Source organism: Pseudomonas sp. GW821-FHT07G10 (genome assembly GCF_059418545.1).
Genome location: NZ_JBWKQB010000002.1, coordinates 55,876 through 78,899 on the forward strand (window position 1 = coordinate 55,876; position 23,024 = coordinate 78,899).

The 23,024-nt window shown below is 58.8% G+C and carries 26 protein-coding genes; 12 read left to right on the top strand and 14 right to left on the bottom strand.

The features are described 5' to 3' along the window. Nucleotides 1-70: 70 nt before the first annotated feature. From AC07O1_RS03455 to AC07O1_RS03465, 3 genes are read right to left on the bottom strand one after another with little or no spacing between them, the layout of a single operon-like run. Complete coding sequence (locus AC07O1_RS03455) at nucleotides 71-1,378, bottom strand: c-type cytochrome (RefSeq protein ID WP_495087922.1); 1,308 nt, start codon at nucleotides 1,376-1,378, stop codon at nucleotides 71-73. 12 nt (nucleotides 1,379-1,390) lie between these two features. Then, nucleotides 1,391-3,175: a GMC family oxidoreductase gene (locus tag AC07O1_RS03460; RefSeq protein WP_494991111.1), complete on the bottom strand. Its 1,785-nt coding sequence runs from the start codon at nucleotides 3,173-3,175 to the stop codon at nucleotides 1,391-1,393. A gap of 2 nt (nucleotides 3,176-3,177) precedes the next feature. Continuing rightward, nucleotides 3,178-3,918 carry a gluconate 2-dehydrogenase subunit 3 family protein gene (locus tag AC07O1_RS03465; protein ID WP_494991110.1) on the bottom strand — a complete coding sequence of 247 codons (741 nt, stop codon included), beginning with the start codon at nucleotides 3,916-3,918 and terminating at the stop codon, nucleotides 3,178-3,180. 306 nt (nucleotides 3,919-4,224) lie between these two features. Here AC07O1_RS03465 and AC07O1_RS03470 point away from each other — a divergent pair, with 306 nt between their 5' ends. After that, the gene (locus AC07O1_RS03470) at nucleotides 4,225-4,869 is read left to right on the top strand and encodes a dual specificity protein phosphatase family protein (protein WP_494991109.1); all 645 of its coding nucleotides are present in this window, start codon (nucleotides 4,225-4,227) and stop codon (nucleotides 4,867-4,869) included. Nucleotides 4,870-4,926: 57 nt separating this feature from the next. On the opposite strand, the gene AC07O1_RS03475 is transcribed toward AC07O1_RS03470, so the two are convergent. After that, nucleotides 4,927-5,202 carry a YheV family putative zinc ribbon protein gene (locus AC07O1_RS03475; protein WP_494991108.1) on the bottom strand — a complete coding sequence of 92 codons (276 nt, stop codon included), beginning with the start codon at nucleotides 5,200-5,202 and terminating at the stop codon, nucleotides 4,927-4,929. Continuing rightward, nucleotides 5,199-7,250 (bottom strand): oligopeptidase A, encoded by a 2,052-nt coding sequence (gene prlC, locus AC07O1_RS03480; protein ID WP_495087923.1) that lies wholly within the window; start codon nucleotides 7,248-7,250, stop codon nucleotides 5,199-5,201. Before prlC ends, AC07O1_RS03475 begins: the two co-directional genes overlap by 4 nt. 103 nt (nucleotides 7,251-7,353) lie before the next feature. Here prlC and AC07O1_RS03485 point away from each other — a divergent pair, with 103 nt between their 5' ends. Together AC07O1_RS03485 and AC07O1_RS03490 are read left to right on the top strand one after the other, a co-directional pair. Then, the gene (locus AC07O1_RS03485; protein ID WP_494991106.1) at nucleotides 7,354-7,899 is read left to right on the top strand and encodes a gamma carbonic anhydrase family protein; all 546 of its coding nucleotides are present in this window, start codon (nucleotides 7,354-7,356) and stop codon (nucleotides 7,897-7,899) included. A gap of 43 nt (nucleotides 7,900-7,942) precedes the next feature. Next, on the top strand, nucleotides 7,943-8,593 hold the full coding sequence (locus AC07O1_RS03490) for an HAD family hydrolase (RefSeq protein WP_495087924.1): 651 nt from the start codon (nucleotides 7,943-7,945) through the stop codon (nucleotides 8,591-8,593). A 39-nt stretch (nucleotides 8,594-8,632) separates the two neighbouring features. Here the strand turns inward: AC07O1_RS03490 and AC07O1_RS03495 are convergent, their stop codons facing one another. After that, entirely contained in the window at nucleotides 8,633-9,778 is a 1,146-nt protein-coding gene (locus AC07O1_RS03495; protein ID WP_495087925.1) for an aminopeptidase, read from the bottom strand. Nucleotides 9,779-9,854: 76 nt separating this feature from the next. Here AC07O1_RS03495 and AC07O1_RS03500 point away from each other — a divergent pair, with 76 nt between their 5' ends. Next, the gene (locus AC07O1_RS03500) at nucleotides 9,855-10,268 is read left to right on the top strand and encodes a PA0061/PA0062 family lipoprotein (protein ID WP_495087926.1); all 414 of its coding nucleotides are present in this window, start codon (nucleotides 9,855-9,857) and stop codon (nucleotides 10,266-10,268) included. A gap of 43 nt (nucleotides 10,269-10,311) precedes the next feature. Next, nucleotides 10,312-10,731, top strand: a complete 420-nt coding sequence (locus AC07O1_RS03505) for a PA0061/PA0062 family lipoprotein (RefSeq protein WP_495087927.1) — start codon at nucleotides 10,312-10,314, stop codon at nucleotides 10,729-10,731. Between the two features lie 6 nt (nucleotides 10,732-10,737). On the opposite strand, the gene AC07O1_RS03510 is transcribed toward AC07O1_RS03505, so the two are convergent. After that, nucleotides 10,738-10,971 carry a DUF1161 domain-containing protein gene (locus tag AC07O1_RS03510; RefSeq protein WP_495022598.1) on the bottom strand — a complete coding sequence of 78 codons (234 nt, stop codon included), beginning with the start codon at nucleotides 10,969-10,971 and terminating at the stop codon, nucleotides 10,738-10,740. Between the two features lie 193 nt (nucleotides 10,972-11,164). Then, nucleotides 11,165-11,596 carry an OsmC family protein gene (locus AC07O1_RS03515; protein WP_495087928.1) on the bottom strand — a complete coding sequence of 144 codons (432 nt, stop codon included), beginning with the start codon at nucleotides 11,594-11,596 and terminating at the stop codon, nucleotides 11,165-11,167. Between the two features lie 241 nt (nucleotides 11,597-11,837). Between AC07O1_RS03515 and AC07O1_RS03520 the strand changes: the two genes are divergently transcribed. After that, on the top strand, nucleotides 11,838-12,839 hold the full coding sequence (locus tag AC07O1_RS03520; RefSeq protein WP_495087929.1) for an LLM class flavin-dependent oxidoreductase: 1,002 nt from the start codon (nucleotides 11,838-11,840) through the stop codon (nucleotides 12,837-12,839). Between the two features lie 101 nt (nucleotides 12,840-12,940). On the opposite strand, the gene AC07O1_RS03525 is transcribed toward AC07O1_RS03520, so the two are convergent. From AC07O1_RS03525 to AC07O1_RS03535, 3 genes are all read right to left on the bottom strand, one after another. Then, entirely contained in the window at nucleotides 12,941-13,162 is a 222-nt protein-coding gene (locus tag AC07O1_RS03525) for a DUF1161 domain-containing protein (RefSeq protein ID WP_494991097.1), read from the bottom strand. A 127-nt stretch (nucleotides 13,163-13,289) separates the two neighbouring features. Further along, on the bottom strand, nucleotides 13,290-13,505 hold the full coding sequence (locus AC07O1_RS03530) for a dodecin (RefSeq protein WP_495022599.1): 216 nt from the start codon (nucleotides 13,503-13,505) through the stop codon (nucleotides 13,290-13,292). 218 nt (nucleotides 13,506-13,723) lie between these two features. After that, nucleotides 13,724-14,617, bottom strand: coding sequence for a LysR family transcriptional regulator (locus AC07O1_RS03535; RefSeq protein WP_494991095.1), 894 nt, complete (start codon nucleotides 14,615-14,617; stop codon nucleotides 13,724-13,726). A gap of 111 nt (nucleotides 14,618-14,728) precedes the next feature. Between AC07O1_RS03535 and trpB the strand changes: the two genes are divergently transcribed. The 3 genes from trpB to AC07O1_RS03550 all read left to right on the top strand — a co-directional run bounded on the left by trpB (nucleotide 14,729) and on the right by AC07O1_RS03550 (nucleotide 17,334). Then, on the top strand, nucleotides 14,729-15,961 hold the full coding sequence (gene trpB, locus AC07O1_RS03540; protein WP_494991094.1) for a tryptophan synthase subunit beta: 1,233 nt from the start codon (nucleotides 14,729-14,731) through the stop codon (nucleotides 15,959-15,961). Next, nucleotides 15,961-16,773, top strand: a complete 813-nt coding sequence (trpA, locus tag AC07O1_RS03545) for a tryptophan synthase subunit alpha (RefSeq protein WP_495087930.1) — start codon at nucleotides 15,961-15,963, stop codon at nucleotides 16,771-16,773. The genes trpB and trpA overlap by 1 nt, the downstream gene beginning before the upstream one ends. A 120-nt stretch (nucleotides 16,774-16,893) precedes the next feature. Then, nucleotides 16,894-17,334, top strand: a complete 441-nt coding sequence (locus AC07O1_RS03550; protein ID WP_494991092.1) for an anti-virulence regulator CigR family protein — start codon at nucleotides 16,894-16,896, stop codon at nucleotides 17,332-17,334. Nucleotides 17,335-17,466: 132 nt separating this feature from the next. On the opposite strand, the gene AC07O1_RS03555 is transcribed toward AC07O1_RS03550, so the two are convergent. Together AC07O1_RS03555 and AC07O1_RS03560 are read right to left on the bottom strand one after the other, a co-directional pair. Next, a complete protein-coding gene (locus AC07O1_RS03555; RefSeq protein ID WP_495087931.1) occupies nucleotides 17,467-17,832 on the bottom strand; it encodes a DUF6124 family protein in 366 nt (121 codons plus the stop codon). Between the two features lie 430 nt (nucleotides 17,833-18,262). Further along, on the bottom strand, nucleotides 18,263-18,589 hold the full coding sequence (locus AC07O1_RS03560; protein ID WP_495010526.1) for a DOPA 4,5-dioxygenase family protein: 327 nt from the start codon (nucleotides 18,587-18,589) through the stop codon (nucleotides 18,263-18,265). 83 nt (nucleotides 18,590-18,672) lie between these two features. Between AC07O1_RS03560 and AC07O1_RS03565 the strand changes: the two genes are divergently transcribed. After that, a complete protein-coding gene (locus AC07O1_RS03565) occupies nucleotides 18,673-19,344 on the top strand; it encodes an NAD(P)-dependent oxidoreductase (RefSeq protein WP_495087932.1) in 672 nt (223 codons plus the stop codon). Here AC07O1_RS03565 and AC07O1_RS03570 read toward each other — a convergent pair. Beyond that, nucleotides 19,331-20,281 carry a choline sulfate utilization transcriptional regulator gene (locus AC07O1_RS03570; RefSeq protein WP_495087933.1) on the bottom strand — a complete coding sequence of 317 codons (951 nt, stop codon included), beginning with the start codon at nucleotides 20,279-20,281 and terminating at the stop codon, nucleotides 19,331-19,333. The genes AC07O1_RS03565 and AC07O1_RS03570 overlap by 14 nt on opposite strands. 114 nt (nucleotides 20,282-20,395) lie before the next feature. Here AC07O1_RS03570 and betC point away from each other — a divergent pair, with 114 nt between their 5' ends. After that, the gene (gene betC / locus AC07O1_RS03575) at nucleotides 20,396-21,910 is read left to right on the top strand and encodes a choline-sulfatase (RefSeq protein ID WP_495022603.1); all 1,515 of its coding nucleotides are present in this window, start codon (nucleotides 20,396-20,398) and stop codon (nucleotides 21,908-21,910) included. A 15-nt stretch (nucleotides 21,911-21,925) separates the two neighbouring features. Further along, complete coding sequence (gene choX, locus AC07O1_RS03580) at nucleotides 21,926-22,858, top strand: choline ABC transporter substrate-binding protein (RefSeq protein WP_495010523.1); 933 nt, start codon at nucleotides 21,926-21,928, stop codon at nucleotides 22,856-22,858. Nucleotides 22,859-23,024: the final 166 nt, after the last annotated feature.

The window sequence follows — 23,024 nt, forward strand, 5'->3', positions numbered from 1 at the left end:
AGCGGTGTTTCAGAGTAAACCTGTGCGGCGCGTCGCCGCACAGGTTCAAGTGACAGCCATCAAACAAACATTAATTATTTTTTGTTATTTGCCCTACATTATCCCCCAACATGGTTTTCATCTCATCTTTGCGCAAGTCGGCTACTTCACCGGGCTTAACTTCGGCCCCCTTGTTGCCCCAACTACTGCGAATAAAGTTGACCACATCGGCCACCTCCTGATCGGACAACCGCCAGGCAAACGCGGGCATGGTGAAGGTCGAAGGCGCCGTGTGGGTAGCGGGCAGGGTGCCGCCCTTCAGAACAATATGAATCAACGAGGTTGGGTCATCTGACTGCAACACCGGATTGCCCGCCAACGCCGGGAATACTCGCGTGTAACCGTGACCGTCAGTACGGTGGCAGGCAGCGCAGTTATCGATGTAGACCGACGCCCCGGGTTTGCTGTCGTCACCTTTCCACAATGCCTGGGCGACCTGCTTGTCGTAGGGGTGCGGCTGGTCGTTGGGGTCATTGGATGGCAGTGACTTGAGGTAACGAGCGATCGCGGTGAGGTCATCATTCGTCATGTACTGCATGCTGTGGAGCACCACATCGCTCATGCCACCGAACACTGCACTGCGATCACTGCGGCCGGTCTTGAGAAACTGCACCAGCTGCTCTTCGCTCCAACTGCCGAGACCGTCCTTGTGGTCACCCCTCAGGCTCTTCGCAATCCAGCCTTCAAGTGGCGCGCTGCCCGAGAGAAACTCACGGCCTTCATCGGCGCTCAAGGCTTTTTCCTGCATGGTCAGGGCTCGCGGCGTGTGGCAGGCACCGCAATGGCCGAGACCGTCCACCAGGTACGCACCACGGCTGACCACAGGGTCTTCACCTGCGACGGCCTGATAGTCCTTGACGCTCGGCGCGAACATCCCGCGCCACATCGCCAATGGCCAACGCATGCTCAACGGCCAGGGGATGTCGCTGTCTTTATTGTCCCGAACCACTGGTGCAACGCCCTTCATGAAGTAGGCATATAGCGCCTGCATATCCGCTTCGCTGACGCGCGCATAGGACGGGTATGGCATGGCCGGGTAAAGCGTACTACCGCTTTTCGCGACGCCGTGGCGCACGGCCTTGTCGAAGTCTTCGAAGCTGTATTCGCCAATGCCGGTTTTGTCCGGCGTGATGTTAGTGGAGTAAATGGTGCCGATCGGCGTTTCCATCGCCAGCCCGCCCGCAAAGGGTTTGCCACCCTTGGCGGTGTGGCAGGCCACACAGTCTCCGGCGCGAGCCAGGTATTGGCCCTGACTGATCAGCGCTTGTTGATCAACTTCAGCAGCCAATGCCGACAGGCTGCTCAACAGCGTAAAGGTCGCGATAACGAGTGCTTTCATGGTCATCGCTCCTTAAGCCTGAACCAGCGGGCCGGGGTTCTTCAGGTATTGCTCACGGATCGCTCGGGCCGACCAGTAAGTCAACGCAGCCACCAGACCGGTGGGGTTGTAACCCAAACCTTGCGGGAAAGCCGATGCGCCGGGAACAAAGACGTTATGCACGTCCCAGCTCTGGAGGTAGCGATTGAGCGCACTGGTTTTCGGATTGGTGCCCATGATCGCGCCACCATTGAGATGAGTGGTCTGGTAGGCCGCGGTGTTGAAGTGTTCGCCGACTTTCTTGCCAAGCAGGGCGATGGCCTTGGGATTCATCGCTTCGGCGATCTTGCTCATCTTCCCGACCATGAAGCGGTTCATCTTGATGTCGTTTTCTTGCCAGTCGAAGGTCATCCGCAGCAGCGGTAGGCCGTAGGCATCGCGGTACACCGGATCGAGATCGAGGTAGTTGCCACGGTAGGACTGATGCGCACCGTGGGCATCCATCGACACCTGATGGGTGTAGTAATCGGCTGTCGCGCGTTTCCAGGCACTGCCCCAGGCCGGAGTGCCCGGCGGGTTGGAGGTCCCGGCAATCGGCCGACTACCGGCCTGGTTGACCCACATCGGCGAACCGCCGACGAAACCGTGGGGGCCATGGTCGAAATTGTCGGCATTGAAATCATCCACCGCCACACCATTGCCGCCAGCGCCAATGAAGTTGTTGGTGTGCACATCCTTGTCGAAGTAGGCCTTGATGGTGGCCAGGTTCTGATACGCGAAATTCTTGCCCACCACGCCTTCGCCGCTGATCGGGTCATAAGGCTTGCCAATGCCGGAAAGCAGCATCAACCGTACGTTGTGGAGCTGGAACGCACCCAGGATTACCAGATCCGCTGGCTGCTCAATCTCCCGGCCCTGGGCGTCGATATAGGTGACGCCGGTAGCCTTGGTCCTGGTGCTGTCGAGATTGACCTTGAGCACGTGGGAGTTAGGCCGCAACTCGAAGTTCGGCAGCGGCTTGAGCGCTGGCAGGATGTTCACGTTCGGCGAGGCTTTGGAATACATGTAGCAGACGTAGCCGCTGCAAAAACCACAGAAGTTGCAGGGGCCCATCTGCGCACCGTAAGGGTTGGTGTATGGCCCCGAGGTATTGGCGGATGGCAAGTTGTAGGGTTTGTAACCCACGGCATTGGCGGCTTTCTGGAACAACTGCGCGGAGTAGGTGTTCTTCTGCGATTGCAGTGGGAAATGATTCGAACGATCTGGCGCGTAAGGGTTGCCGCCTTTGCCTTCGCCCACCACCTGACCGTTCACGGTCCAGGCCTGGCCCGAAGTGCCAAAGACTTTTTCGGCATAGTCGAAAAACGGCTCCAGTTCTTCGTAGCTGACACCGAAGTCCTGAATGGTCATGTCCTTGGGGATGAAGCTTTTGCCATAGCGCTCTTCGTAATGACTGCGCATGCGCAACTCGATCGGGTCGACCCGAAAGTGCACGCCGGACCAGTGCAAACCAGCGCCACCGACGCCATTACCCGGCAGAAAGGCGCCGAGTTGGCGATTCGGCAGGGCAACGTCATTCACGCTATGGCGAATGGTGACGGTCTCTTTCGATATGTCCTGAAAGAGTTTTTTACGCACGCTGTAGGTGAGTTCGTCGATGACCTGCGGATAGTTGCCGTCGGGGTAGGTGTCCTGCATCGGCCCGCGCTCCAGCGCCAGCACATTGAGGCCTGCTTCCGTCAGCTCCTTGGCCATGATCGCGCCGGTCCAGCCGAAACCAACGATCACCGCGTCGACCTTCTTCATTACAGTTGCCATGCTCAAGCCCTCTCGCCGCGAATCGACACTGCCGGGAAGGGGTATTGCTCGTTGCGTTCCACCCAATCCATGAAATCGGCGCGAGCGCCGGGGAAACCGATCATGGTCCAGCCGACCATGCCTTTATTGCCACCGTGGATCGGGTCGCAGAAGAACCCTTCCTTGGTGTTTTGCAGCAGGATGTTGAAGAAAATCTTCGACGGTACGCTGTCGAATTGCGCTTGGCCGGCCTCAAGTTGCTTGAGCAAATCGTCCTGGGTAGCGCTGTCTTGCGCAGCAAATAGCTTACCGTTGAGCGTTTTTGACCACGCATCCGTCGCTGCAATACCCAGGCGATAGATCTCTTTGGGCACCAACTTGCTCTGCCAGCCCATTTCCGGTGCCGCGTCGGCATTGAATGGCCCTTGCATGTACCACAAGGCTCCGGCGGCGTAAGGCGTGTTCATTTGCCGGTCGATGTATTCAGGCACACCCGCCTGGAGGGCTCCCGGGCCTTGTTCGTCGGCGGGAATCAGACGCGCGACCGCAGCCTGGATAAAGGCCCACTCTTGGGCGGTAAAAAAAACCGGCTCATAGGCAGCGCTGCTGACAGGCGTCTTGCCCGGGTTGGCAGGAGCCGCCTCAGGTGCCGCCAGCAGCACGGAGCTGCCCAGCGCAGTGCTGGCAACGGTGACCACAGGGATCAAGGTCAGGGATTTGCGTAAAAACTCACGCCGCGGGTTGTCTCGATCTTGATCGGACATGGGTGCACCTCATCAGGCATTCACGGATTTATCAGCCGCATCTAAAGAGCAGCTTGTCGTTTTTTTGGCAGCGATGTGGGTCGAGCTCAACCCGAAGGAAAAGAGCACATCAGCAAATTTTAGTTACAAATGGTAGCAGGCTAAGCATAAAGATGAATCGATTCAGCTTAAAATTGCAGAGTTTTCGATAATCCCGCCGTCCCAACAGACTTCACGATTCTTTGACAAGCCACTCACGGGCCTTTGACCCATTCGGCCCCACGCTAGATTCCACTCGCCCATTTCTCATTCACGGCCCCCTCACGCATGTCGAAAACCCGCGTCTTACCCGCACTGTGCTTTTCTTTCATGGCGCTCTTTGCGATAGCTCAGGTTCAGGCTGACGAAACCCAGTCGACCCGCCCCGCCGAATGGGCTCAGCCGGTCGACGCGCAGTACAACCTCTACCAGATGTCCCCGACGCTCTACCGCAGCACGCTACCCGATCGCGCAGCGGTGCCGTCGCTGGAAAAACTCAAGGTCGGGACGGTCATCAACTTCCTGCCGGAGTCCGACTCCAACTGGTTGTCGGCACCGGGCATCACCCAGGTACACCTGTCGTATAAAACCAACCATGTCGATGACGCCGAGGTACTGAGGGCCTTGCGGGCAATCAAGTCCGCTGAAAGCAAAGGTCCGGTACTGATTCACTGCAAACATGGCTCGGACCGCACCGGTCTGATGGCCGCGATGTACCGGGTGGTGGTGCAGGGCTGGAGCAAAGAGGACGCCTTGAACGAAATGACCCAAGGCGGCTTTGGCGACAGCACCCACTTCAAGGACGGGATTCGCTACATGATGAAGGCTGACATCGAAAAGCTGCGCGCTGCGCTGGTCAGCGGTGCGTGCAGTACCAGTGTGTTCGCCACCTGCTCGGTCAAAAGCTGGTTCAAAGCCGCCGACACGCAATAAGCACTCTGCGAGAAAACCTGCCAAGCCCCGTGGGAGACTGGCAGGTTGAGGGGATCGTCAGTCTTTTTTCAACTTCGGATTGGGGAAAAACTGCACGGTCTGCACCTTGGCATCCGGCACTTTCAACGCTGAAGTATTGACCCGCGTACCCAACTCCTTGGGTACCGACAGACCTTGCTCGTTGAGCGTGTCGCTATAACCGCAGGCCACGCATTCGCGGTGCGGCACGTCGTCTTCGCTCCACATCATCAATTTGTCCGGCTCGCTGCACGCCGGGCAGACTGCCCCGGCGATGAAGCGTTTTTTGGTTTTACTCACAGGCCTGTCACTCATGCTGCCGCGTCCTCACTCAGGCCGCTGTGGCGCAAGAGTGCGTCAATTGACGGCGCACGTCCGCGGAAATCGACGAACAGCACCATCGGCTCCTGAGAACCGCCGCGCGCCAGAATCGCTTCGCGGAACGCGCGACCGGTGTCGGCGTTGAACACACCTTCTTCCTCGAACCTCGAGAATGCATCAGCCGATAGCACTTCAGCCCATTTGTAGCTGTAGTAACCCGCCGCGTAACCGCCAGCGAAGATGTGCGCAAAGCTGTTAGGGAAGCGGTTATAGGCCGGCGGACGCATGACCGAAACTTCGTCGCGCACGCGTTCGAGCACTTGCAGCACGCTGCGGCCGTCGCCATGAGTGGAGTGGAGTTCGAAGTCGAACATCGAGAATTCCAACTGACGAACCATCATCAGCCCGGACTGGAAGTTTTTCGCTGCGAGCATTTTTTGCAGCAAGTCCTGCGGCAGCGGCTCGCCGGTTTCGTAATGACCGGAAATCAGCGCCAGGCCTTCCGGCTCCCAGCACCAGTTTTCCATGAACTGACTTGGCAACTCGACCGCATCCCACGCCACGCCGTTGATACCGGACACACCGGTGTATTCGACGCGGGTCAGCAGGTGATGCAGACCGTGACCGAATTCGTGGAACAGAGTGGTGACTTCATCGTGGGTCAGCAGCGCAGGCTTGCCGCCGACCGCCGGGGTGAAGTTGCAGACCAGATTCGCCACCGGGTTTTGCAGCACGCCTTCAGCAGTGCGGCGACGGTCGCGAGCGCCGTCCATCCAGGCACCGCCACGCTTATTGGCGCGGGCATACAGATCGAAGAAGAAGCGCCCGACGTGCTCGCCGTTTTCCTTGATTTCGAACAGGCGAACGTCCGGGTGCCACGTGTCGAACTCTTTCAACTCGGCGATTTCGATGCCATACAGACGCTGGACGATGGCAAACAGGCCGCTCAGTACTTTATCGATCGGGAAGTACGCACGCAGGGCTTCCTGGGCGACGCTGTAACGTTGTTCACGGAGTTTTTCGCCGTAGAAACCGCTGTCCCAGCTTTGTAGATCCGGGCAGCCCTGTTCAGCGGCGTAAGCCTTCAGTTGCTCCAGATCCCGCGCGGCGAACGGTTTGCTGCGCTTGGCCAGATCGCGCAGGAAGCTCAGCACCTGATCGCTGGACTCGGCCATTTTGGTCGCCAGGCTCAGCTCCGAGAAACTGGTGAACCCCAATAGTTTCGCAAGCTCCTGACGAAGGTCGAGGATCTCTTCCATCACCGGGCTGTTATCGTTCTGACCGGCGTTCGGGCCTTGGTCCGACGCACGGGTGCAGTAAGCGGCGTAGACTTCTTCGCGCAATGCGCGGTCATGCGCGTAGGTCATCACCGCGAAGTAGCTTGGGAATTCCAGGCTGATCAGCCAGCCTTCCAGGTCTTTGGCCTGGGCGGCGGCGGCCATTTGCGCCTTGGCCGAATCGGTCAGGCCGGCAAGGGCTGCTTCGTCAGTGATGTGTTTGGTCCAGGCTTGGGTGGCATCGAGCAATTGGTTAGAGAAACGGCTGGCCAGCTCGGACAGTTTGCTCTGGACCTCGGCGTAACGCTTTTGCTCAGGCGCAGGCAAATCGATACCCGACAGACGGAAGTCACGCAGCGCGTGTTCTAGAATGGTTTTTTGCGCGACGTCGAAACCGGCCGCTTCCGGGCTGTTTACCAGCGCTTCATAGGCCTCAAACAATTCGCGGTTCTGGCCCAATTCGGTGGCGTAGGCGCTCAGTGCTGGCAGGCAGGACTCGTAAGCCTCGCGCAGTTCAGCACTATTGCATACGGCATTCAGATGGCTGACCGGACTCCAGGCAGAGCCCAGGCGATCGTTGAGTTCATCCATGGCCAGCACCAGACCGGCCCAGGTAGGCTGTTTGCCCTGACTTACGAGGATGCCAGCGATAGCGGCGCGGTTGTCAGCGAGGATCTGTTCAATGGCCGGTTGCACATGCTCGGCGCGGATCGCCGAGAACGGCGGCAGGTCGTAGGGCTGCAGAAGAGGGTTGTTCACGCTCACGGTTTGGCACCTTGGCTGGAAGAAACATTGGGCCATCTTAATTACAATCGACGCTCACCGCAGCTATCAACCCCATTAATAAATGTCACAGAGGGAATGCAACTTGGCCATTCGCACCTACCAGAACCACACGCCTACACTGGGCGAGCGGGCTTTTGTCGACTGCTCGGCGGTGGTCATCGGCGACGTTGAAATCGGTGCTGACAGCTCGATCTGGCCGTTGACGGTGATCCGCGGCGACATGCACCGCATCCGCATCGGGGAGCGCACCAGCGTGCAGGACGGCTGCGTGCTGCACATCACTCACGCAGGTCCCTTCAATCCGGACGGTTTCCCTCTGCTGATCGGTGATGATGTGACCATCGCCCACAAAGTGATGCTCCACGGCTGCACTGTTGGCAGCCGAATCCTGATTGGCATGGGCAGCATTGTCATGGACGGCGCGGTGGTGGAAGACGACGTAATCATCGGTGCCGGCAGTCTGGTACCACCAGGCAAGTGCCTGGAGAGCGGTTTTCTCTATGTGGGCAGCCCGGTCAAACAGGTCCGGCCGCTGACTGACAAAGAGCGCGCCTTTTTCACCTACAGCGCGGCCAATTACGTGAAGCTCAAGGATCTCCATCTGGCCGAAGGCTACGACCAGGCTTGACCCTAGTGGCCTGTGTGGCTAGCGCTATTACTCAGGAATCACCATGCATTACCAAACTGTTTTGTTCGACCTCGATGGCACCCTGACCGACCCTCGCGAAGGCATTACACGTTCAATCCAGTTCGCGCTGAGCAAACTGGGCATTGATGAGCCGGACCTGACCAGGCTTGAACACTTTATCGGCCCGCCGCTACTGCAGGCTTTCATGCAGTTCTACGACTTCGACGAGGCCAGGGCCTGGGAGGCGGTGAATTTCTATCGTGAGCGCTTCAAGGTCACCGGGCTGTATGAAAACCGCGTGTTCGACGGTGTCACGCCACTGCTTGAAACCCTGAGCGGGCAAGGGCGGCAGCTGTATATTGCGACCTCGAAACCTTGGGTGTTTGCGCGGGAAATTGCCCGACACTTTGATTTCGCCAGGCACTTCAAAGTGATCTACGGCAGCGAACTGGACGGCACCCGTACCGATAAAGTCGAGCTGATCTGCCATCTGCTGGCCGAAGAAGGTCTGGACCCAAGCGACACACTGATGATCGGCGACCGCAAACACGACCTTATCGGCGCCAGGCGCAACGGGCTGGATGCGGCAGCAGTGGGCTACGGCTTTGGTAGCCGTGAAGAATTAAGCGCTGAGCAGCCGGCTTATCACTTCGAGACGCTGGCTGAGTTGCATCAGGCGTTTTTGCAGCGCTAATCAAATCGAATCGCGAGCAAGCTCGCTCCTACAGGATGTCTAACCGGCGCCGATTGCCCCCGAAGGAGCGAGCGGTGCGGCGATCCGACTTGCCCGCGATGATTTTTGTACTGCCAGTGGCATTTTGGAGCCGGCCAACGATTTCAGCGCCGCCCTGCGCTGCTCAACCGGCAAGGCCCCCAGCTTTTCTACCTCGCCATAGAACCTCACCCAATCCCCACCCGACTGCCTTAACAACACCGCAAACGCCGGCACCCACTGATCGTAGAGTCCGAAGGGCAGCAACCGAGCGTTATTCATTGGTGCGTTGATCCAGGCGTCGTAGCGATTCGCACCGGCCCATTGGCTGTCACGCAGTTGTCGATAGTCGCGGCGCAACCGCTCGAACTCCTCAGCTTTGCGCTGGCGCATCTGCGCGGTCGGCAGCGGTGATGCATACAGCCGCTCAAGCCGTGTGCGGGTGTCCAGAAGCAGCTGGATAAACTGATTCCGCTGCCGCACATCAGCCTCGCTGGCTGGCGGCAACCCGCGGGCCGCACGCCACTGGCGAGTGCCTTCCTGCTCGACGAAGTTGGCGAAAGACTCGTTGAACTCGGTGTCGTCCTTCACATAAAAACGCTGGTGCGCCAACTCATGAAAGATCAGCGTCGCCAGTCGCTCATCACCCCACCCCATCATCGAATTGATAATCGGATCATTGAACCAGCCCAGGGTCGAATAAGCCTCGACGCCGCTGATCGACACATCCATGCCTTGCTGGCGTTGCAACGCCGCCTCACCTCGCGCCGCGCCCTGGCTGTAATAACCGCGATAGGCGACACAACCGGCAATCGGGAAACAATGATGTTGCGGCGTCAGGGAAAACTCGGCCGTGACGAACACGTTCCACACCACATAAGGCCGGCCGATATCGGCGTACAGGCGATAACTTTTGTTATTGGGCAGGTGCAAGTGCTCACTGGCGAAGTCGCGGGCCTTCTGCGATTGGGCCAGATGCTCGCGCAGTTTCGGGTCACGAGCAGGGTCGGCAATCACCTTGGCCACAGGCTCGCGGGCCTGCAGTAGCTGCCACTGACCGCTGGCCAATTGGCTGTAATAACTGACGCTCGAACAACCGTTCAGCAGCAAAAGCAACAACCCTGGAAACAAAAGCCATAAAAGACGGTCGAGTACCCCATGGCTCATACGCTGCTGCCTATCCAAATCGAACCATCCCGTGAATGTCTGCTGCAAGACTATCTCGCCTTCCTGGAGCTTCGCTATGCGCGTGTTAATGCTGATGGGTGGCCTGCTGATGTTAGCTGGCTGTGCTGGTCTGCCCACCCCTGATCCGGCGCAAGCCTGGATCGATCTGAATGCTCATCAGGGCACGACGCTTCAAGCACTGAAAGTCGACGAAAAAACCTGGACCGACAAGCGCTATTTTGAAGTTCAGCCCGGTAGCCATGAGTTGACTGTTCGTTATCAATTCACGGTAGAGCCGACCAATATTGGCCCGGACACCGAACGGCTTTGGCGCGACTGTCAGTTGAGTGTGAAATTCAAGGACTTCAACGCCGGTCAACGTTATCAACTGCACGCCGGGAACATCGGCTTCCGGCCATGGGCCAAGCTCTATGACCAGCAGATGAGGGTAGTAGGTCAAGGACACCCCAGAGGCTGTCAGCGAAGCTGATCGGAGCTATGCTAAATGTATCTTGATCTCAATCGCCGACATCATGCGCCAGTCTTTGCTTTTACTCGCCCTGACCACCCTCAGTGCCTGCACCAGCCCTTTACCGAGTGTCGATCCGCAACAAGCCTGGATCGACCTCGCCACCCCGACCCCCGGCGCCAGGGTGATATTGGCCGAGCGTCTGGATCACCAGCGGTTGAGCGACGGGCGTTTTTTTCAGGTCACACCTGGCAGCCATGAACTGGTAGTGCGCTTCGATTTCGAAACATTTGCAGGTAAATTAGGCATGATAATAGAACCGCGGGTGCGCCTCTGTTACCTGACAGTGCGCTACGACCACTTCGAGGCGGGCCAGCGTTACCGACTGGAAGCCCGCTCGCTGTCCTTCGACGCCAGCGCCCGGCTGTATAACGCCAAAGGCGAGATCGTGGCAGAAGATCGGCAGGTCAATTGCGTACCTTAACGGGGCTTAACGGTCGTTCTTCTGATAGATGATTTTCCTGGTGCCGTTTTCGCAGGTGCCGACCACCATATTCTGATCATGCACCTCGTCATTACTCACGATCTCCAACGTGTAGGACGCCACGTTGTTGGCCTGAATCTTTGCTTCGATCTCGGCCTTGAGCTCTTCACAAGACTTCGTTGCCGCCAGGGCCGAGGTGGTCAGCGCGCAACAGATAATCGCCAAAGCAAAACGTTTCATGGTCAAAACTCCCTTGATGCGGCGCGCACTGTCATACGCAGAAGCCGCACGCACTCATTCGACCACAGTTTCGCAAACCGAGTTCTGATTTGGCTCAAATCCGGGGGACACCCAAAAAGATCGCAGCCTCAGGGCTGCACCTACAGGAGCGGCCCAGAGGCTGCGATCTTTTACGTCACACCAGACTTCTGAATCAGTCCAGCAATGTCCCATCAAGCGTGATCCTGGCATTCAACACCTTCGACACCGGGCAACCTTCTTTGGCTTTTTTGCTCAGCTCGGCGAATTGCTGCTGACTGGCGCCAGGGATTTTCGCCTTGAGCGTCAGATGCACGGCGGTAATTGCAAAGCCACCGTCCACCTGATCCAGCGTCACCTCGGCATTGGTATCAATGCTGGTGGCTTTGAGGTTGGCCTCGCCGAGAATCATCGAAAAGGCCATGGAGAAACAACCCGCATGAGCTGCACCGATCAGCTCTTCCGGGTTGGTGCCCGGACCACCTTCGAAGCGTGCCTTGAAGCCATAAGGTGCATTTCTCAGAGCCCCGGTTTCGGTCGAGATGGAGCCAAGCCCAGTCTTCAGATCACCGACCCAATGAGCCGATGCTTTCTTTTTGATACTCATCTGTGCCTCCTCAAGATCTGGCGCGAAGGATCGCGCCTTCATGGTTTTCCGTTACTAGGGTTCTGAGAATAGAAGGTCTGGCAGAGTTCACCTTGTCGGATCAAACCGCTTATCTGGCAGGCAAAATCAGCTCTGCTATTGAATCTCGGGTATATGCCCACATTGCATAGAACACGCTTATAGAAATCGGCAGGTTTTGGCTCGTGACAAAAGCCTGCACACCCAACGGAGAAGCAGGCTTATGAAACGACTGTCTGACATCAAGTTCTCGACCCTCGACCTGGTTCCGGTCCGCGCGGATGGCAGCCCGGCGCAATCGCTGCGCAACTCGCTGGACCTGGCGCAACACGTCGAGAAATTCGGCTACAACCGTTTCTGGGTCGCCGAACACCACAATATGGACGGCATCGCCAGCTCCGCGACTTCAGTGCTGCTCGGTTATCTGGCCGGCGGTACCTCGACCATTCGCGTGGGCTCCGGCGGTGTGATGCTGCCCAACCACGCCCCATTGGTCATCGCCGAGCAGTTCGGAACCCTGGAAAGCCTGTATCCGGGCCGGATCGACCTCGGCTTGGGCCGCGCACCCGGTTCTGACCAGATGACCGCCCGTGCCCTGCGCCGTGAACGTTCCGGCAGCGCCGACGACTTCCCCGAAGATGTGGCCGAACTGATGAGATACCTCGGCCCGCGCACACCTGATCAAAAAGTGATCGCCGTTCCGGGCACCGGCACCCACGTGCCGGTCTGGCTGCTGGGTTCAAGTCTGTTCAGTGCGCAACTGGCCGGGGAGCGCGGTTTGCCCTACGCCTTCGCCTCGCATTTCGCACCGCGCTATATGCACGAAGCCATTCGCGTCTACCGTAATCACTTCAAGCCTTCGGCAGTGCTCGACAAGCCTTACGTGATGCTCGGCGTGCCGCTGGTGGCCGCGGATACCGACGAGCAGGCCGATTACCTGGCGACCTCGGTCTATCAACGGATTCTGGCCCTGATGCGCGGCCAAAGTCTGGTGCAGCGCGCCCCCGTGAAAACCATGGACGGCCTGTGGTTGCCCCATGAGAAAGAAGCGGTGGCGAGCTTCCTTGGTCTGGCGATGGTCGGTAGCTCGGAGAAAATCCGCGCGAAACTGGAAGTGCTGATCGAACAGACAGGTGCCGATGAGCTGATTTTCACCTGTGATTTGTACGAGCATGCCGATCGACTGCATTCCTACGAATTGTTGGCGCAGGTCATGAAAGGCTGAACCGGATCAAATGGAGCGCCGAGAACAGGATTCGGGGCGAATCAATAAAAAAAGCCGACGCAACCGCGTCGGCTTTTCCATCTACAAGGGGGGGAACAATCCTACTTCTTGTAGACGATGACCTTGCTGCCGCTTTCGCACTTACCGACCACTTTCCCACCAGCCGCAGCACCTTTATCAACGATGTCCAGCGAATAGCCAGAAACGTGCCTGGCATCGAGTTTCGCCGCAATCTCGCCTTTCAGTGTTTCGCACGATTTGCCTGCAGCAAGGGCTGTCCCCGCAATGCTCAGCAGACCTATCGCCAAAATAAATTTCTTCATCGGTCACATTCCCTGGTCGGATCAAAAAGAGGCGTCAACGTTCGACGCTGACGCGCTCACGTCTGTGGCGCTTTGCCATTCACTATGGCAATCGGCCAGCGCACAGGCTCAGAAGCCTAGCTCAATCTCAGCTACTGGCAATCCGGAATCCGACTTTGAGAGTGACCTGGAAGTGTGCTGCCTTGCCGTCCTTGATATGCCCACGGGTTTCGATCACTTCGAACCATTCCATGAATTTGATGCTTTTACTGGCCTGAGCCAGAGCGTTGTTGATGGCGTCTTCAATGCTGTTGAGGGAAGAGCCAACCAGTTCGACTTTCTTGTAGGTGTGATGGTCACTCATGGCGTTCTCCTTAGGGTGTGAAATACAGCCTAGCAGTGATTTTTCTTATTTCTTCTGCAGGCCGTTCCCACGAGAACGTTCAGATTTACTGCTCTTCCCCCCCCTGAAGTCCCAAACAACACACGCCACTGATCATCAATGCAGGAGCGTCATCATGACCACCACCTTATTACGTAAAGCCTCATTGCACAGCATCGAAGCCGAGATCGAGAGCCTGCTCAAGTCGGTTGGCGCAGCTCATGCTTGAGCCATTGCGCCAACTGCCGAGCGCGCCCGTCCGCGGCGCGCTTGGGTAACCACAACGCCAGTTGTGCCTGGGTTTCACAAAAGCCCCACGGCGCAACCAGGCGACCGGCTCGTACGTCCTCGGCCACTAACGGTTCAGGGGCAATCGCCACCCCAAGGCCTGCCACCGCGGCTTCCAGCAAATAATACAAATGCTCGAACCCCTGACCGAACTTCAACGCTTTTACGTCAATGCCGCTTTGTCGTGCCCAATTGGGCCAGGCTTGCGGGCGGGAAGTGGTGTGCAGTAACGCCTCACGCTGCAACGCTTCGGCGGGTGCTTGACGTAACTGCTCATAACCGGCGAAAAGCGGGCTCATGACTGGGCCGATGCGTTCGCTCGCAAGCGTATACACCTGCATATCCGCCGGCCACGGCGGCTCGGCGAACACCAGCAAGGCGTCCAGCCCCGGCCGTCGTGGATCGAGATCGCCTTCACCGGCCGACAGATGCAAACGCAGGTCCGGCAAATCGGCATTCAATCGCCCCAGACGCGGAATGAACCAGCGCGCCAGCAAACTACCCGAACAACCAAGTACGAACGGCGCGTCAGCACCGCCTTGAGTCAACTCGGCACAAACCGTGCGCAGGCGCTCAAAGGCATCGCTGCTGGCGTCACGCAATCGCATACCGGCATCTGTGAGTTTCAGGCCGCGCCCATCCTTGATAAAAAGGCTCACGCCGAGATGCTCTTCGAGCACCTTCAATTGCCGGCTAACGGCGCCGTGGGTAACGTGCAGCTGGTCGGCAGCCTGACTAACGCTGTTCAATCGGGCAGTCGCTTCGAAGGCGCGCAGGGCGTTCAACGGGGGGAGGTCATGGCTCATGTGATCTGTGAGTTTTCCTGACAGGTTTCGGCGATCTTATCGGTTTTCAGCCCGGATCGTCAGGGGTAGAGTGAACGCCATTGTTCTTCCACCCATTCGATGGAGCGCCCCATGACCCAGACTACGACCCCATCCAATCTGCGCAGCGGCCCCGATGCCAACGGCCTGTTTGGCGCGTTCGGCGGCCGCTACGTGGCCGAAACCCTGATGCCGTTGATCCTCGACCTGGCCCGCGAATACGAAGCAGCCAAGGAAGATCCAGCATTTATCGAAGAACTGGCCTACTTCCAGCGCGATTACGTCGGCCGTCCAAGCCCACTGTATTACGCCGAGCGCCTGACCGAATTCTGCGGCGGCGCCAAGATCTACCTCAAGCGTGAAGAGCTCAACCACACCGGCGCGCACAAGATCAACAACTGCATCGGCCAGATCCTCCTGGCCCGGCGCATGGGCAAGAAACGCATCATTGCCGAAACCGGCGCCGGCATGCACGGCGTGGCCACTGCCACCGTGGCCGCACGCTTCGGCCTCGATTGCGTGATCTACATGGGCACCACCGACATCGAACGCCAGCAAGCCAACGTATTCCGCATGAAATTACTGGGTGCCGAAGTGATCCCGGTGGTCGCCGGCACCGGTACCCTCAAAGACGCGATGAACGAAGCTCTGCGTGACTGGGTGACTAACGTCGACAGTACGTTCTACCTGATCGGAACTGTGGCCGGTCCGCACCCATACCCAGCGATGGTTCGCGACTTCCAGGCCGTCATAGGCAAGGAAACCCGCGACCAGCTCCAGGCACAAGAAGGCCGTCTGCCCGATAGCCTGGTGGCCTGCATCGGCGGCGGTTCCAACGCCATGGGCCTGTTCCACCCGTTCCTCGATGACACCAGTGTGAAAATCATCGGTGTCGAAGCTGCCGGTCACGGCATCGAAACCGGCAAACACGCCGCCAGCCTGAACGGTGGTCTGCCGGGCGTGCTGCACGGCAACCGGACCTTCCTGCTGCAGGACGACGACGGCCAGATCATCGACGCCCACTCGATTTCCGCCGGCCTGGACTACCCTGGTATCGGCCCTGAACACGCCTGGTTACATGACATCGGCCGCGTCGAATACACCTCGATCACCGATCACGAAGCTCTCGACGCATTCCACAAATGCTGCCGTCTGGAAGGCATCATCCCGGCGCTGGAAAGCGCCCACGCCCTGGCTGAAGTGTTCAAACGCGCGCCAACCCTGCCCAAAGATCACCTGATGGTGGTCAACCTGTCCGGCCGTGGCGACAAAGACATGCAAACCGTGATGCACCACATGGAACAGTCCCAGCAGGAGAAACACTAATGAGCCGCCTGCAAACACGCTTTGCCGAACTCAAAGAACAGAACCGCGCCGCCCTGGTGACCTTCATCACCGCCGGCGATCCGGGCTATGGCACGTCCCTGGCGATCCTCAAAGGCTTGCCGGGCGCCGGCGCCGACGTGATCGAGCTGGGCATGCCCTTCACCGATCCAATGGCCGATGGCCCGGCGATTCAACTGGCCAACATCCGTGCGCTGGCGGCCCATCAGAACCTGGCCAAAACCCTGCAAATGGTCCGCGAGTTCCGCGCCGGCAACAGCGACACTCCGCTGGTGCTGATGGGTTACTTCAACCCGATCCACCACTACGGCGTGCCGCGCTTTATCGCTGAGGCGAAAGAGGCGGGTGTCGATGGCTTGATCGTCGTCGACCTGCCACCGGAACATAACGGCGAACTCTGCGACCCGGCCCAGGCCGCCGGTCTGGACTTTATCCGCCTGACCACGCCGACCACCGACGATGCGCGTCTGCCGACTGTTCTCAACGGCAGTTCCGGCTTCGTTTACTACGTTTCGGTGGCCGGTGTGACCGGTGCAGGATCCGCGACTCTGGAGCACGTCGAAGAAGCCGTTGCGCGGTTGCGCCGTCATACCGATCTGCCGATCAGCATCGGTTTCGGCATCCGCACGCCAGAACAGGCTGCAGCCATCGCTCGCTTGGCTGACGGTGTTGTGGTGGGTTCGGCGCTGATCGACCAGATCGCCAATGCCACAACTTCCGAGCAGGCCGTCAGCGGTGTCCTCAGCCTGTGTTCAGCACTGTCCGAAGGCGTGCGTAAAGCCCGCGTCAGCTGAAGGTAAAGTTCCTGATACAGAGGAATCAAAGCCTTAAGCCACAGACTAAATAGCAAGACCGAGGGGTTCAGAACCGGGTTCTGAACCCCTTTTTGCTGTTCGTGCTGTGAGGAAGACCTGATGAAAATGCCGAAACGTCTGATTGCCAGCCTGGGCGTGCTGATGCTGAGCGTCAGCCCGCTTGTGCATGTGATGGCCGACGAGCGCGACGATCATGACCACGGCGGCTGGCAACACGAACACCGAGACTATGATCATCGCGGCTACAACCGTGACGACGATCATCGCGCAGGTCCACCTCGGGACTTCGGCCCGGTCCGCCAGGTCATTCGTGAAAACCACGGGTGGTTTGTCCGCGGCGCACCACCGCCACACGGCATCTATCTGGTCCGGGGCCAGCCGTTGCCTCACGGCTACTACGGCGAACGCCTGGACGATCGCGCGCTGTCCCACCTGCCGTATTACCCCGGCTATGAATGGCGGCGCATGGGGGCCGATGTGGTGCTGATCGCCGTGGGTACCGGGATCGTTTATGAAATTCTGGAAGGGGTGTTGTATTGACTCAAGGATCGTACCCACGCTCCCGCATGGGGATGCCTCACTGGCCGCTCTGCGTCCGCTCTCGAATGTGACGCAGAGCGTCACGGGCTGCATTCCCACGCAGAGCGTGGGAACGATCACAAAACCCGCGCGTCAGTGCACCGGGTTTTCGAGGTCCAGCGCCCGGTTCACCAGCAGTTGGCCCAACTCGACCATCTGCTGGATGGCCAACGCCACATGTCGACGCGAGCCTTCGAGGTCAAAGGCCAGATCGCAGGCCATGGCGTTGACCGAGGCGAGTGTCTCGTAAGCGTTGGTCAACAGGGTTTCGGTGTTGGCTTCGGGTGACACCGTAAACAGTGTGCCGGGTCGGGTGCCGACGAAGCGCTGGGTGTCAGGTTTGGAGCCCAAGTGATGATCAAGAGCGCGCTCGGCGGCGTCGTTGAGTTTGGTCGAATCGAGGGATTCGTAGGGGGAGGTGCTTAGGGTTTCGGGGGGATTCGGTGTTGGTTTGAACATGATGTGATTCCGAGATTAAGGAGCCGACACCGTTTCGCTTGCTTCGAAAGAGGTGGCGGCTGTGTATAGGTGTGCAAGACCGGTCTCGGAACCCGGCAGACCCAAAGGCCTCCCACACACAGCCGCCATAACGATTCGCGAGCATAAAAAAATGCTCGATGAATAGCCATAACCGATTGTGAACCGAGCCGGACTTGCACGTCCGTGTCACCGATTTTGCGGTGACGGACGCAGATTAGTGCCCGATCCAAGGCTCCACAAGTTCATGCATGACGCTAGAAGTTGAAGGAAATCTCCGACGCCCCGCCCTCATGATCGTTCCCACGCTCCGCGTGGGAATGCAGCCCGTGACGCTCCGCGTCACAGCCGAAGCGGACGCGGAGCGTCCGTTGAAGCATTCCCACGCAGAGCGTGGGAACGATCGCACTGCTTAAAAAATAGACAGATCCAGCGGCCTTACCGCCCCCATCCAAATGGCATGCTCGGCATGGTCCGCCAGGTTATCCCCGGTATCAGGGTGCACAAACACCACCAGGCCTTTGCGATTAAGCGCCAGCCACGGCAGGACGTCGCCGAAATACTCGGGGGCGAAGGCCAACTGGCAGCTCCAGTCCGGGTGCGGGCCGACAGGCCGCTCATGCACACGCCCCATCTTCAGCGGAAATAACTGCGCAGCCTGCTCACACAGGGCTCGGGCCTGATCGATAGTGTTGGCGTCGAAATAGACATGGGCGTGGTAGCCCTTGATTCGTTGCATCTGAAACCCTCGCGACAATGTCGAACCCTTCCGGTTGCCCACAGGTCAGCACCTATACTTGTGGGAAAGAAGGAAGTTCAGCCATGAAAAACGCCGAAACCCCGGTGGTCAAACTGGTGCTCTATGGTGCCATGAGTAGCCTCGGCAGTGCGCTGATGGCTGAGATGCTGCGGCGCCAACATGAAGTCATCGCCATTCTCGATGACCTGACGGCTCTGGCACCGCGCCCGGGTTTGCGCACCAAAACCGGAAATCTGTTCGATGCCGAACGGGTCAAGCAAAGCGTCGCCGGCTGTTCGGCAGTGATCTGCCTGCTGGATGCACCGGGACTGCCGATGAGTCATGAACACGTCGAAAAAACCACGACGCCCGACCCGGTAGAGCAGGTCCGCGCCGTCGATGCGTTGATCGTCGGAATGCAGGCAATGGGCATCCATCGGTTGTTTCTAGTGGGGGGCTTTGCGGTGCTGGATGACCCGGAAGAGGGGGATCCCCTACAACGCCACGCCGCCGAAGAAATCCTCGAAGCCCTGCAGGCCAGCACCTTGCACTGGACGCTGGTGAACGCGCCGCGAGGCGTGGCCGGACTGACCATCGAGCATTTCAGCCGGATCAGCAGCCACCTTGAGCCGGGGCTGGCCCCAGTGCTTGAGCGGCTCAACCGCGTCGCAGTCGGAATCGCCGATGAGCTGCGCCTGAATCTGCACATTCGCGAGCACGTGTGTTTCGTAGCGACAGACACTAAACCGCAATAGACGGCAGGGCCACTCCCGTCAGCGAATCGGCACTACTGGCCTGCTCGGCCATCAACCAATCGACGAACGTCTGGATCAGCGGCCCGCGGCGTTTGCGCTGGGGCAAAACCACGTAATAGCCGAAACGTGAGATCGCCGTTTCGGCTATCGGCCGACAGAGCCAGCCCTGCTCCAACAAGTTATCCACAAGGTGGCGCCAACCGATGGCCACGCCTTGGCCGGCAATCGCGGCCTGGATCAACAGTGTGTAGTTGTCGAAGCGCAATGGTCCCGGGGCAGGCGCTGAAGCAATGCCCAACTCGCGAAACACGCCACTCCAGTCGAACCAATGGCTGCTGTTTTCACCGCGCAGATGCAGCAGTGGAAACTCCAGTAGCGAATGAGCAGGCAAGGGCGTCGAGCGACCCTCGAGCAACTGCGGGCTGCACACCGGAAACACTTCTTCGCTGAACAGCCAATGGCTTTCACCCTGTTTGAATCGCCCATCGCCAAACAAAACGGCGACATCGATATCCGTGCGCAGCATGTTGTGGCTGCGCTCGCTGGTGACCAGGCTGACGTCGACCTGCGGGTTGGCTTCATGGAAGCGCTGCAGGCGCGGCATCAGCCAGTAGGCGGCGAAGGCAAAGTCAGTCGCGACCTGTAACACCTCATGCTGATGCTGGGCGCTGATCGCGCTCAAGCCGGCGTCAATGCTTTGCAATCCGGCCTGCACCTGTTCGAACAGAATCGTTCCGGCCTCGGTCAGTTCAATGCCGCGATAGATCCGGTCGAACAAGCGCGTGCCCAGTTGCTCCTCGAGCCGCTTGATCTGCTGGCTCACGGCCGGCTGGGTCGTGCCGAGCTCCACCGCCGCTGCGGTAAAGCTGCGGTGGCGGGCCGCGGCTTCGAAGGCGCGAAACAGGTCCAGGGACAAATCGCCGAGAGCGTCATACATAAGCTGTACTTATCCTAGTCATTGCCGTGCATGGGCTTTACCGCCAAGTGCGTGGGCTCCATTCTCGATCACAGCACTTTCGCATAAATATTCACTATGGAATGCCGCGATCACATGAAGCGCAAGAACATTCTTTTCATCATGGCCGATCAAATGGCCGCGCCAATGTTGCCATTTTACGGCCCATCGCCCATCAAACTGCCCAATTTGAGCCGCCTCGCCGCGCAAGGCGTGGTGTTCGACGCCGCCTACTGCAACAGCCCGCTCTGTGCGCCTTCGCGCTTTACCCTGGTCAGCGGACAGTTACCGAGCAAGATCGGCGCCTACGACAACGCGGCCGATTTCCCCGCCGATGTGCCGACTTATGCCCACTACCTGCGTCGCCTCGGTTACCGCACGGCGCTGTCGGGCAAGATGCACTTTTGCGGCCCGGATCAACTGCACGGTTACGAAGAACGCCTGACCAGCGACATCTACCCAGCCGACTACGGCTGGTCGGTGAACTGGGACGAGCCGGATGTACGCCCGAGCTGGTATCACAACATGTCCTCGGTGCTGCAAGCCGGGCCATGTGTGCGCACCAATCAGCTGGATTTCGATGAAGAGGTGGTGTTCAAGGCTCAGCAGTACCTGTTCGACCATATCCGCGAGGATGGCGATCAGCCGTTCTGCCTGACCGTTTCGATGACTCACCCCCACGACCCGTACACCATTCCCAAAGCGTTTTGGGACCTGTACCGCGACGAAGACATTCCACTGCCGCAGACGCCGGAGCAGACCCGTCTCGATCCGCATTCCCAGCGTCTACTCAAGGTCTACGACCTGTGGGACAAGCCGCTGCCTGTGGATAAAATCCGCGACGCGCGCCGTGCCTATTTTGGCGCATGCAGCTATATCGACAGCAACGTCGGCAAACTCCTGCAAACGCTTGAGGAAACCGGGCTAATTGACGACACCATCATTGTGTTCTCCGGCGACCACGGCGACATGCTCGGCGAGCGCGGGCTCTGGTACAAAATGCACTGGTTCGAAATGGCTGCCCGCGTGCCGCTGCTGGTCAGTGCTCCGGGGCAATTCGGCGCAGGACGGGTCCGCGCTGCGGTGTCCACCGCCGATTTGCTCCCGACCCTGGTGGAGCTGGCCGGTGGTGAGCTGGAACCCGGTCTGCCATTGGACGGCCGCTCACTGGTCCCGCACTTGTTGGGCCAGGCCGGCCACGACGAAGTCTTTGGCGAGTACATGGCCGAAGGCACCATCAGCCCGCTGATGATGATTCGCCGCGGTGCCTGGAAATTCATCTACAGCGAAGACGACCCGTGCCTTCTCTTCGACGTACACAACGACCCGCGTGAACAGGAAGAACTCAGCCATTCGCCGCAACATCGGCAACTGTTCGACGACTTTCTCGCCGAAGCACGGGCGAAATGGGATATCCCGGCGATTCACCAACAGGTGCTCGCCAGCCAGCGACGCCGGCGCTTTGTCGCCCAGGCGCTAACCACCGGGAAGCTGAAGAGCTGGGATCACCAGCCGCTGGTCGACGCCAGTCAGCAATACATGCGCAACCACATCGACCTCGACGATCTGGAGCGCAAGGCTCGTTATCCACAACCCTGCCAAAACCAATAACGTAAGGGGAAGAGCATGCAACGGTTATCCACAGTACTGAGCGCGGGGCTATTGGCCCTGAGCAGTGTTTCGGCCTACGCCGAGCAGAGCTGCGACACGGTGAAAATGGCCGACCCGGGCTGGAGCGACATCGCCGCGACCAACGCCATCACCGGTTTTCTGTTAGATGGCATGGGCTACAAGGCCAAGGTCGACACGCTGGCGGTGCCGATTACCTTTGGTGGGCTCAAGGACGGCCAGGTAGATGTCTTCATGGGTAACTGGATGCCGGCGCAGCAGGGTTTCTACGACAAGTTCGTGGCCAATGGTGACGTCACCCAACTGGCGAAGAACCTGGACGGCACCGAATTCACGCTGGCAGTGCCGGATTACGTCTGGGACGCGGGTGTGCATAACTTTGCCGACCTGAATAAATATGCCGACCAATTCCCTGAAAAAGTCGACAAGAAGATCTACGGCATCGGCTCCGGCGCGCCAGCGAACATCTCGTTGCAGGACATCATCAAGAAAAACGACTTCGAGCTGGGTCAGTGGAAGCTGATCGAATCCAGCGAGCAAGCAATGCTGGCCGAAGTGTCCCGCGCAGTTAAGAAACAGAAATTCGTGACCTTCCTCGGCTGGACCCCACACCCGATGAACGTGCAATTGAAAATGCACTATCTGAAAGGCGGCGAGAAGTACTTCGGCGACACCGGCAGCGTCTACACCCTGACCCGCAAAGGTTATGCACAGGCCTGCCCGAACGTCGGCAAACTACTGACCAATCTGAGTTTCACCCAGGAAATGGAGAACAGCATCATGGCCGAGGTGGTGAACAAGAAAGTCAGCAACGCCGACGCCGCCAAAGCCTGGATCAAGGCCAACCCCGCAGTCCTGGACAAGTGGCTGGATGGGGTGAAGACCGTCGATGGGAAGGATGCGTTGGTGGCGGTAAAGGCGAAGCTTTGAGTGATGGCTAGGTGATCGTTCCCACGCTCTGCGTGGGAATGCATCCCGTGATGCTGCGCGTCACATCCAGAGCGGACGCGGAGCGTCCTTAGCGGCATTCCTTTGCTGCGCGTGGGAACGATCAAACCCAACCTTGCATCCAGCCCTTTGAAACTTCACCCTTACG

What these genes read in the sequence shown, in the direction of transcription:
- AC07O1_RS03550 (WP_494991092.1), top strand. Translation starts at nt 16,894, where the DNA reads ATGAAAATGCCGAAACGTCTGATTGCCAGCCTGGGCGTGCTGATGCTG.
- AC07O1_RS03460 (WP_494991111.1), bottom strand. Translation starts at nt 3,175, where the DNA reads ATGGCAACTGTAATGAAGAAGGTCGACGCGGTGATCGTTGGTTTCGGC.
- AC07O1_RS03525 (WP_494991097.1), bottom strand. Translation starts at nt 13,162, where the DNA reads ATGAAGAAATTTATTTTGGCGATAGGTCTGCTGAGCATTGCGGGGACA.
- AC07O1_RS03495 (WP_495087925.1), bottom strand. Translation starts at nt 9,778, where the DNA reads ATGAGCCATGGGGTACTCGACCGTCTTTTATGGCTTTTGTTTCCAGGG.
- AC07O1_RS03465 (WP_494991110.1), bottom strand. Translation starts at nt 3,918, where the DNA reads ATGTCCGATCAAGATCGAGACAACCCGCGGCGTGAGTTTTTACGCAAA.
- AC07O1_RS03520 (WP_495087929.1), top strand. Translation starts at nt 11,838, where the DNA reads ATGAAACGACTGTCTGACATCAAGTTCTCGACCCTCGACCTGGTTCCG.
- AC07O1_RS03555 (WP_495087931.1), bottom strand. Translation starts at nt 17,832, where the DNA reads ATGTTCAAACCAACACCGAATCCCCCCGAAACCCTAAGCACCTCCCCC.
- AC07O1_RS03570 (WP_495087933.1), bottom strand. Translation starts at nt 20,281, where the DNA reads ATGTATGACGCTCTCGGCGATTTGTCCCTGGACCTGTTTCGCGCCTTC.
- AC07O1_RS03535 (WP_494991095.1), bottom strand. Translation starts at nt 14,617, where the DNA reads ATGAGCCATGACCTCCCCCCGTTGAACGCCCTGCGCGCCTTCGAAGCG.
- AC07O1_RS03475 (WP_494991108.1), bottom strand. Translation starts at nt 5,202, where the DNA reads ATGAGTGACAGGCCTGTGAGTAAAACCAAAAAACGCTTCATCGCCGGG.
- AC07O1_RS03500 (WP_495087926.1), top strand. Translation starts at nt 9,855, where the DNA reads ATGCGCGTGTTAATGCTGATGGGTGGCCTGCTGATGTTAGCTGGCTGT.
- AC07O1_RS03510 (WP_495022598.1), bottom strand. Translation starts at nt 10,971, where the DNA reads ATGAAACGTTTTGCTTTGGCGATTATCTGTTGCGCGCTGACCACCTCG.
- AC07O1_RS03455 (WP_495087922.1), bottom strand. Translation starts at nt 1,378, where the DNA reads ATGAAAGCACTCGTTATCGCGACCTTTACGCTGTTGAGCAGCCTGTCG.
- AC07O1_RS03560 (WP_495010526.1), bottom strand. Translation starts at nt 18,589, where the DNA reads ATGCAACGAATCAAGGGCTACCACGCCCATGTCTATTTCGACGCCAAC.
- AC07O1_RS03515 (WP_495087928.1), bottom strand. Translation starts at nt 11,596, where the DNA reads ATGAGTATCAAAAAGAAAGCATCGGCTCATTGGGTCGGTGATCTGAAG.
- betC (WP_495022603.1), top strand. Translation starts at nt 20,396, where the DNA reads ATGAAGCGCAAGAACATTCTTTTCATCATGGCCGATCAAATGGCCGCG.
- AC07O1_RS03565 (WP_495087932.1), top strand. Translation starts at nt 18,673, where the DNA reads ATGAAAAACGCCGAAACCCCGGTGGTCAAACTGGTGCTCTATGGTGCC.
- trpA (WP_495087930.1), top strand. Translation starts at nt 15,961, where the DNA reads ATGAGCCGCCTGCAAACACGCTTTGCCGAACTCAAAGAACAGAACCGC.
- AC07O1_RS03505 (WP_495087927.1), top strand. Translation starts at nt 10,312, where the DNA reads ATGCGCCAGTCTTTGCTTTTACTCGCCCTGACCACCCTCAGTGCCTGC.
- AC07O1_RS03530 (WP_495022599.1), bottom strand. Translation starts at nt 13,505, where the DNA reads ATGAGTGACCATCACACCTACAAGAAAGTCGAACTGGTTGGCTCTTCC.
- AC07O1_RS03470 (WP_494991109.1), top strand. Translation starts at nt 4,225, where the DNA reads ATGTCGAAAACCCGCGTCTTACCCGCACTGTGCTTTTCTTTCATGGCG.
- choX (WP_495010523.1), top strand. Translation starts at nt 21,926, where the DNA reads ATGCAACGGTTATCCACAGTACTGAGCGCGGGGCTATTGGCCCTGAGC.
- trpB (WP_494991094.1), top strand. Translation starts at nt 14,729, where the DNA reads ATGACCCAGACTACGACCCCATCCAATCTGCGCAGCGGCCCCGATGCC.
- AC07O1_RS03490 (WP_495087924.1), top strand. Translation starts at nt 7,943, where the DNA reads ATGCATTACCAAACTGTTTTGTTCGACCTCGATGGCACCCTGACCGAC.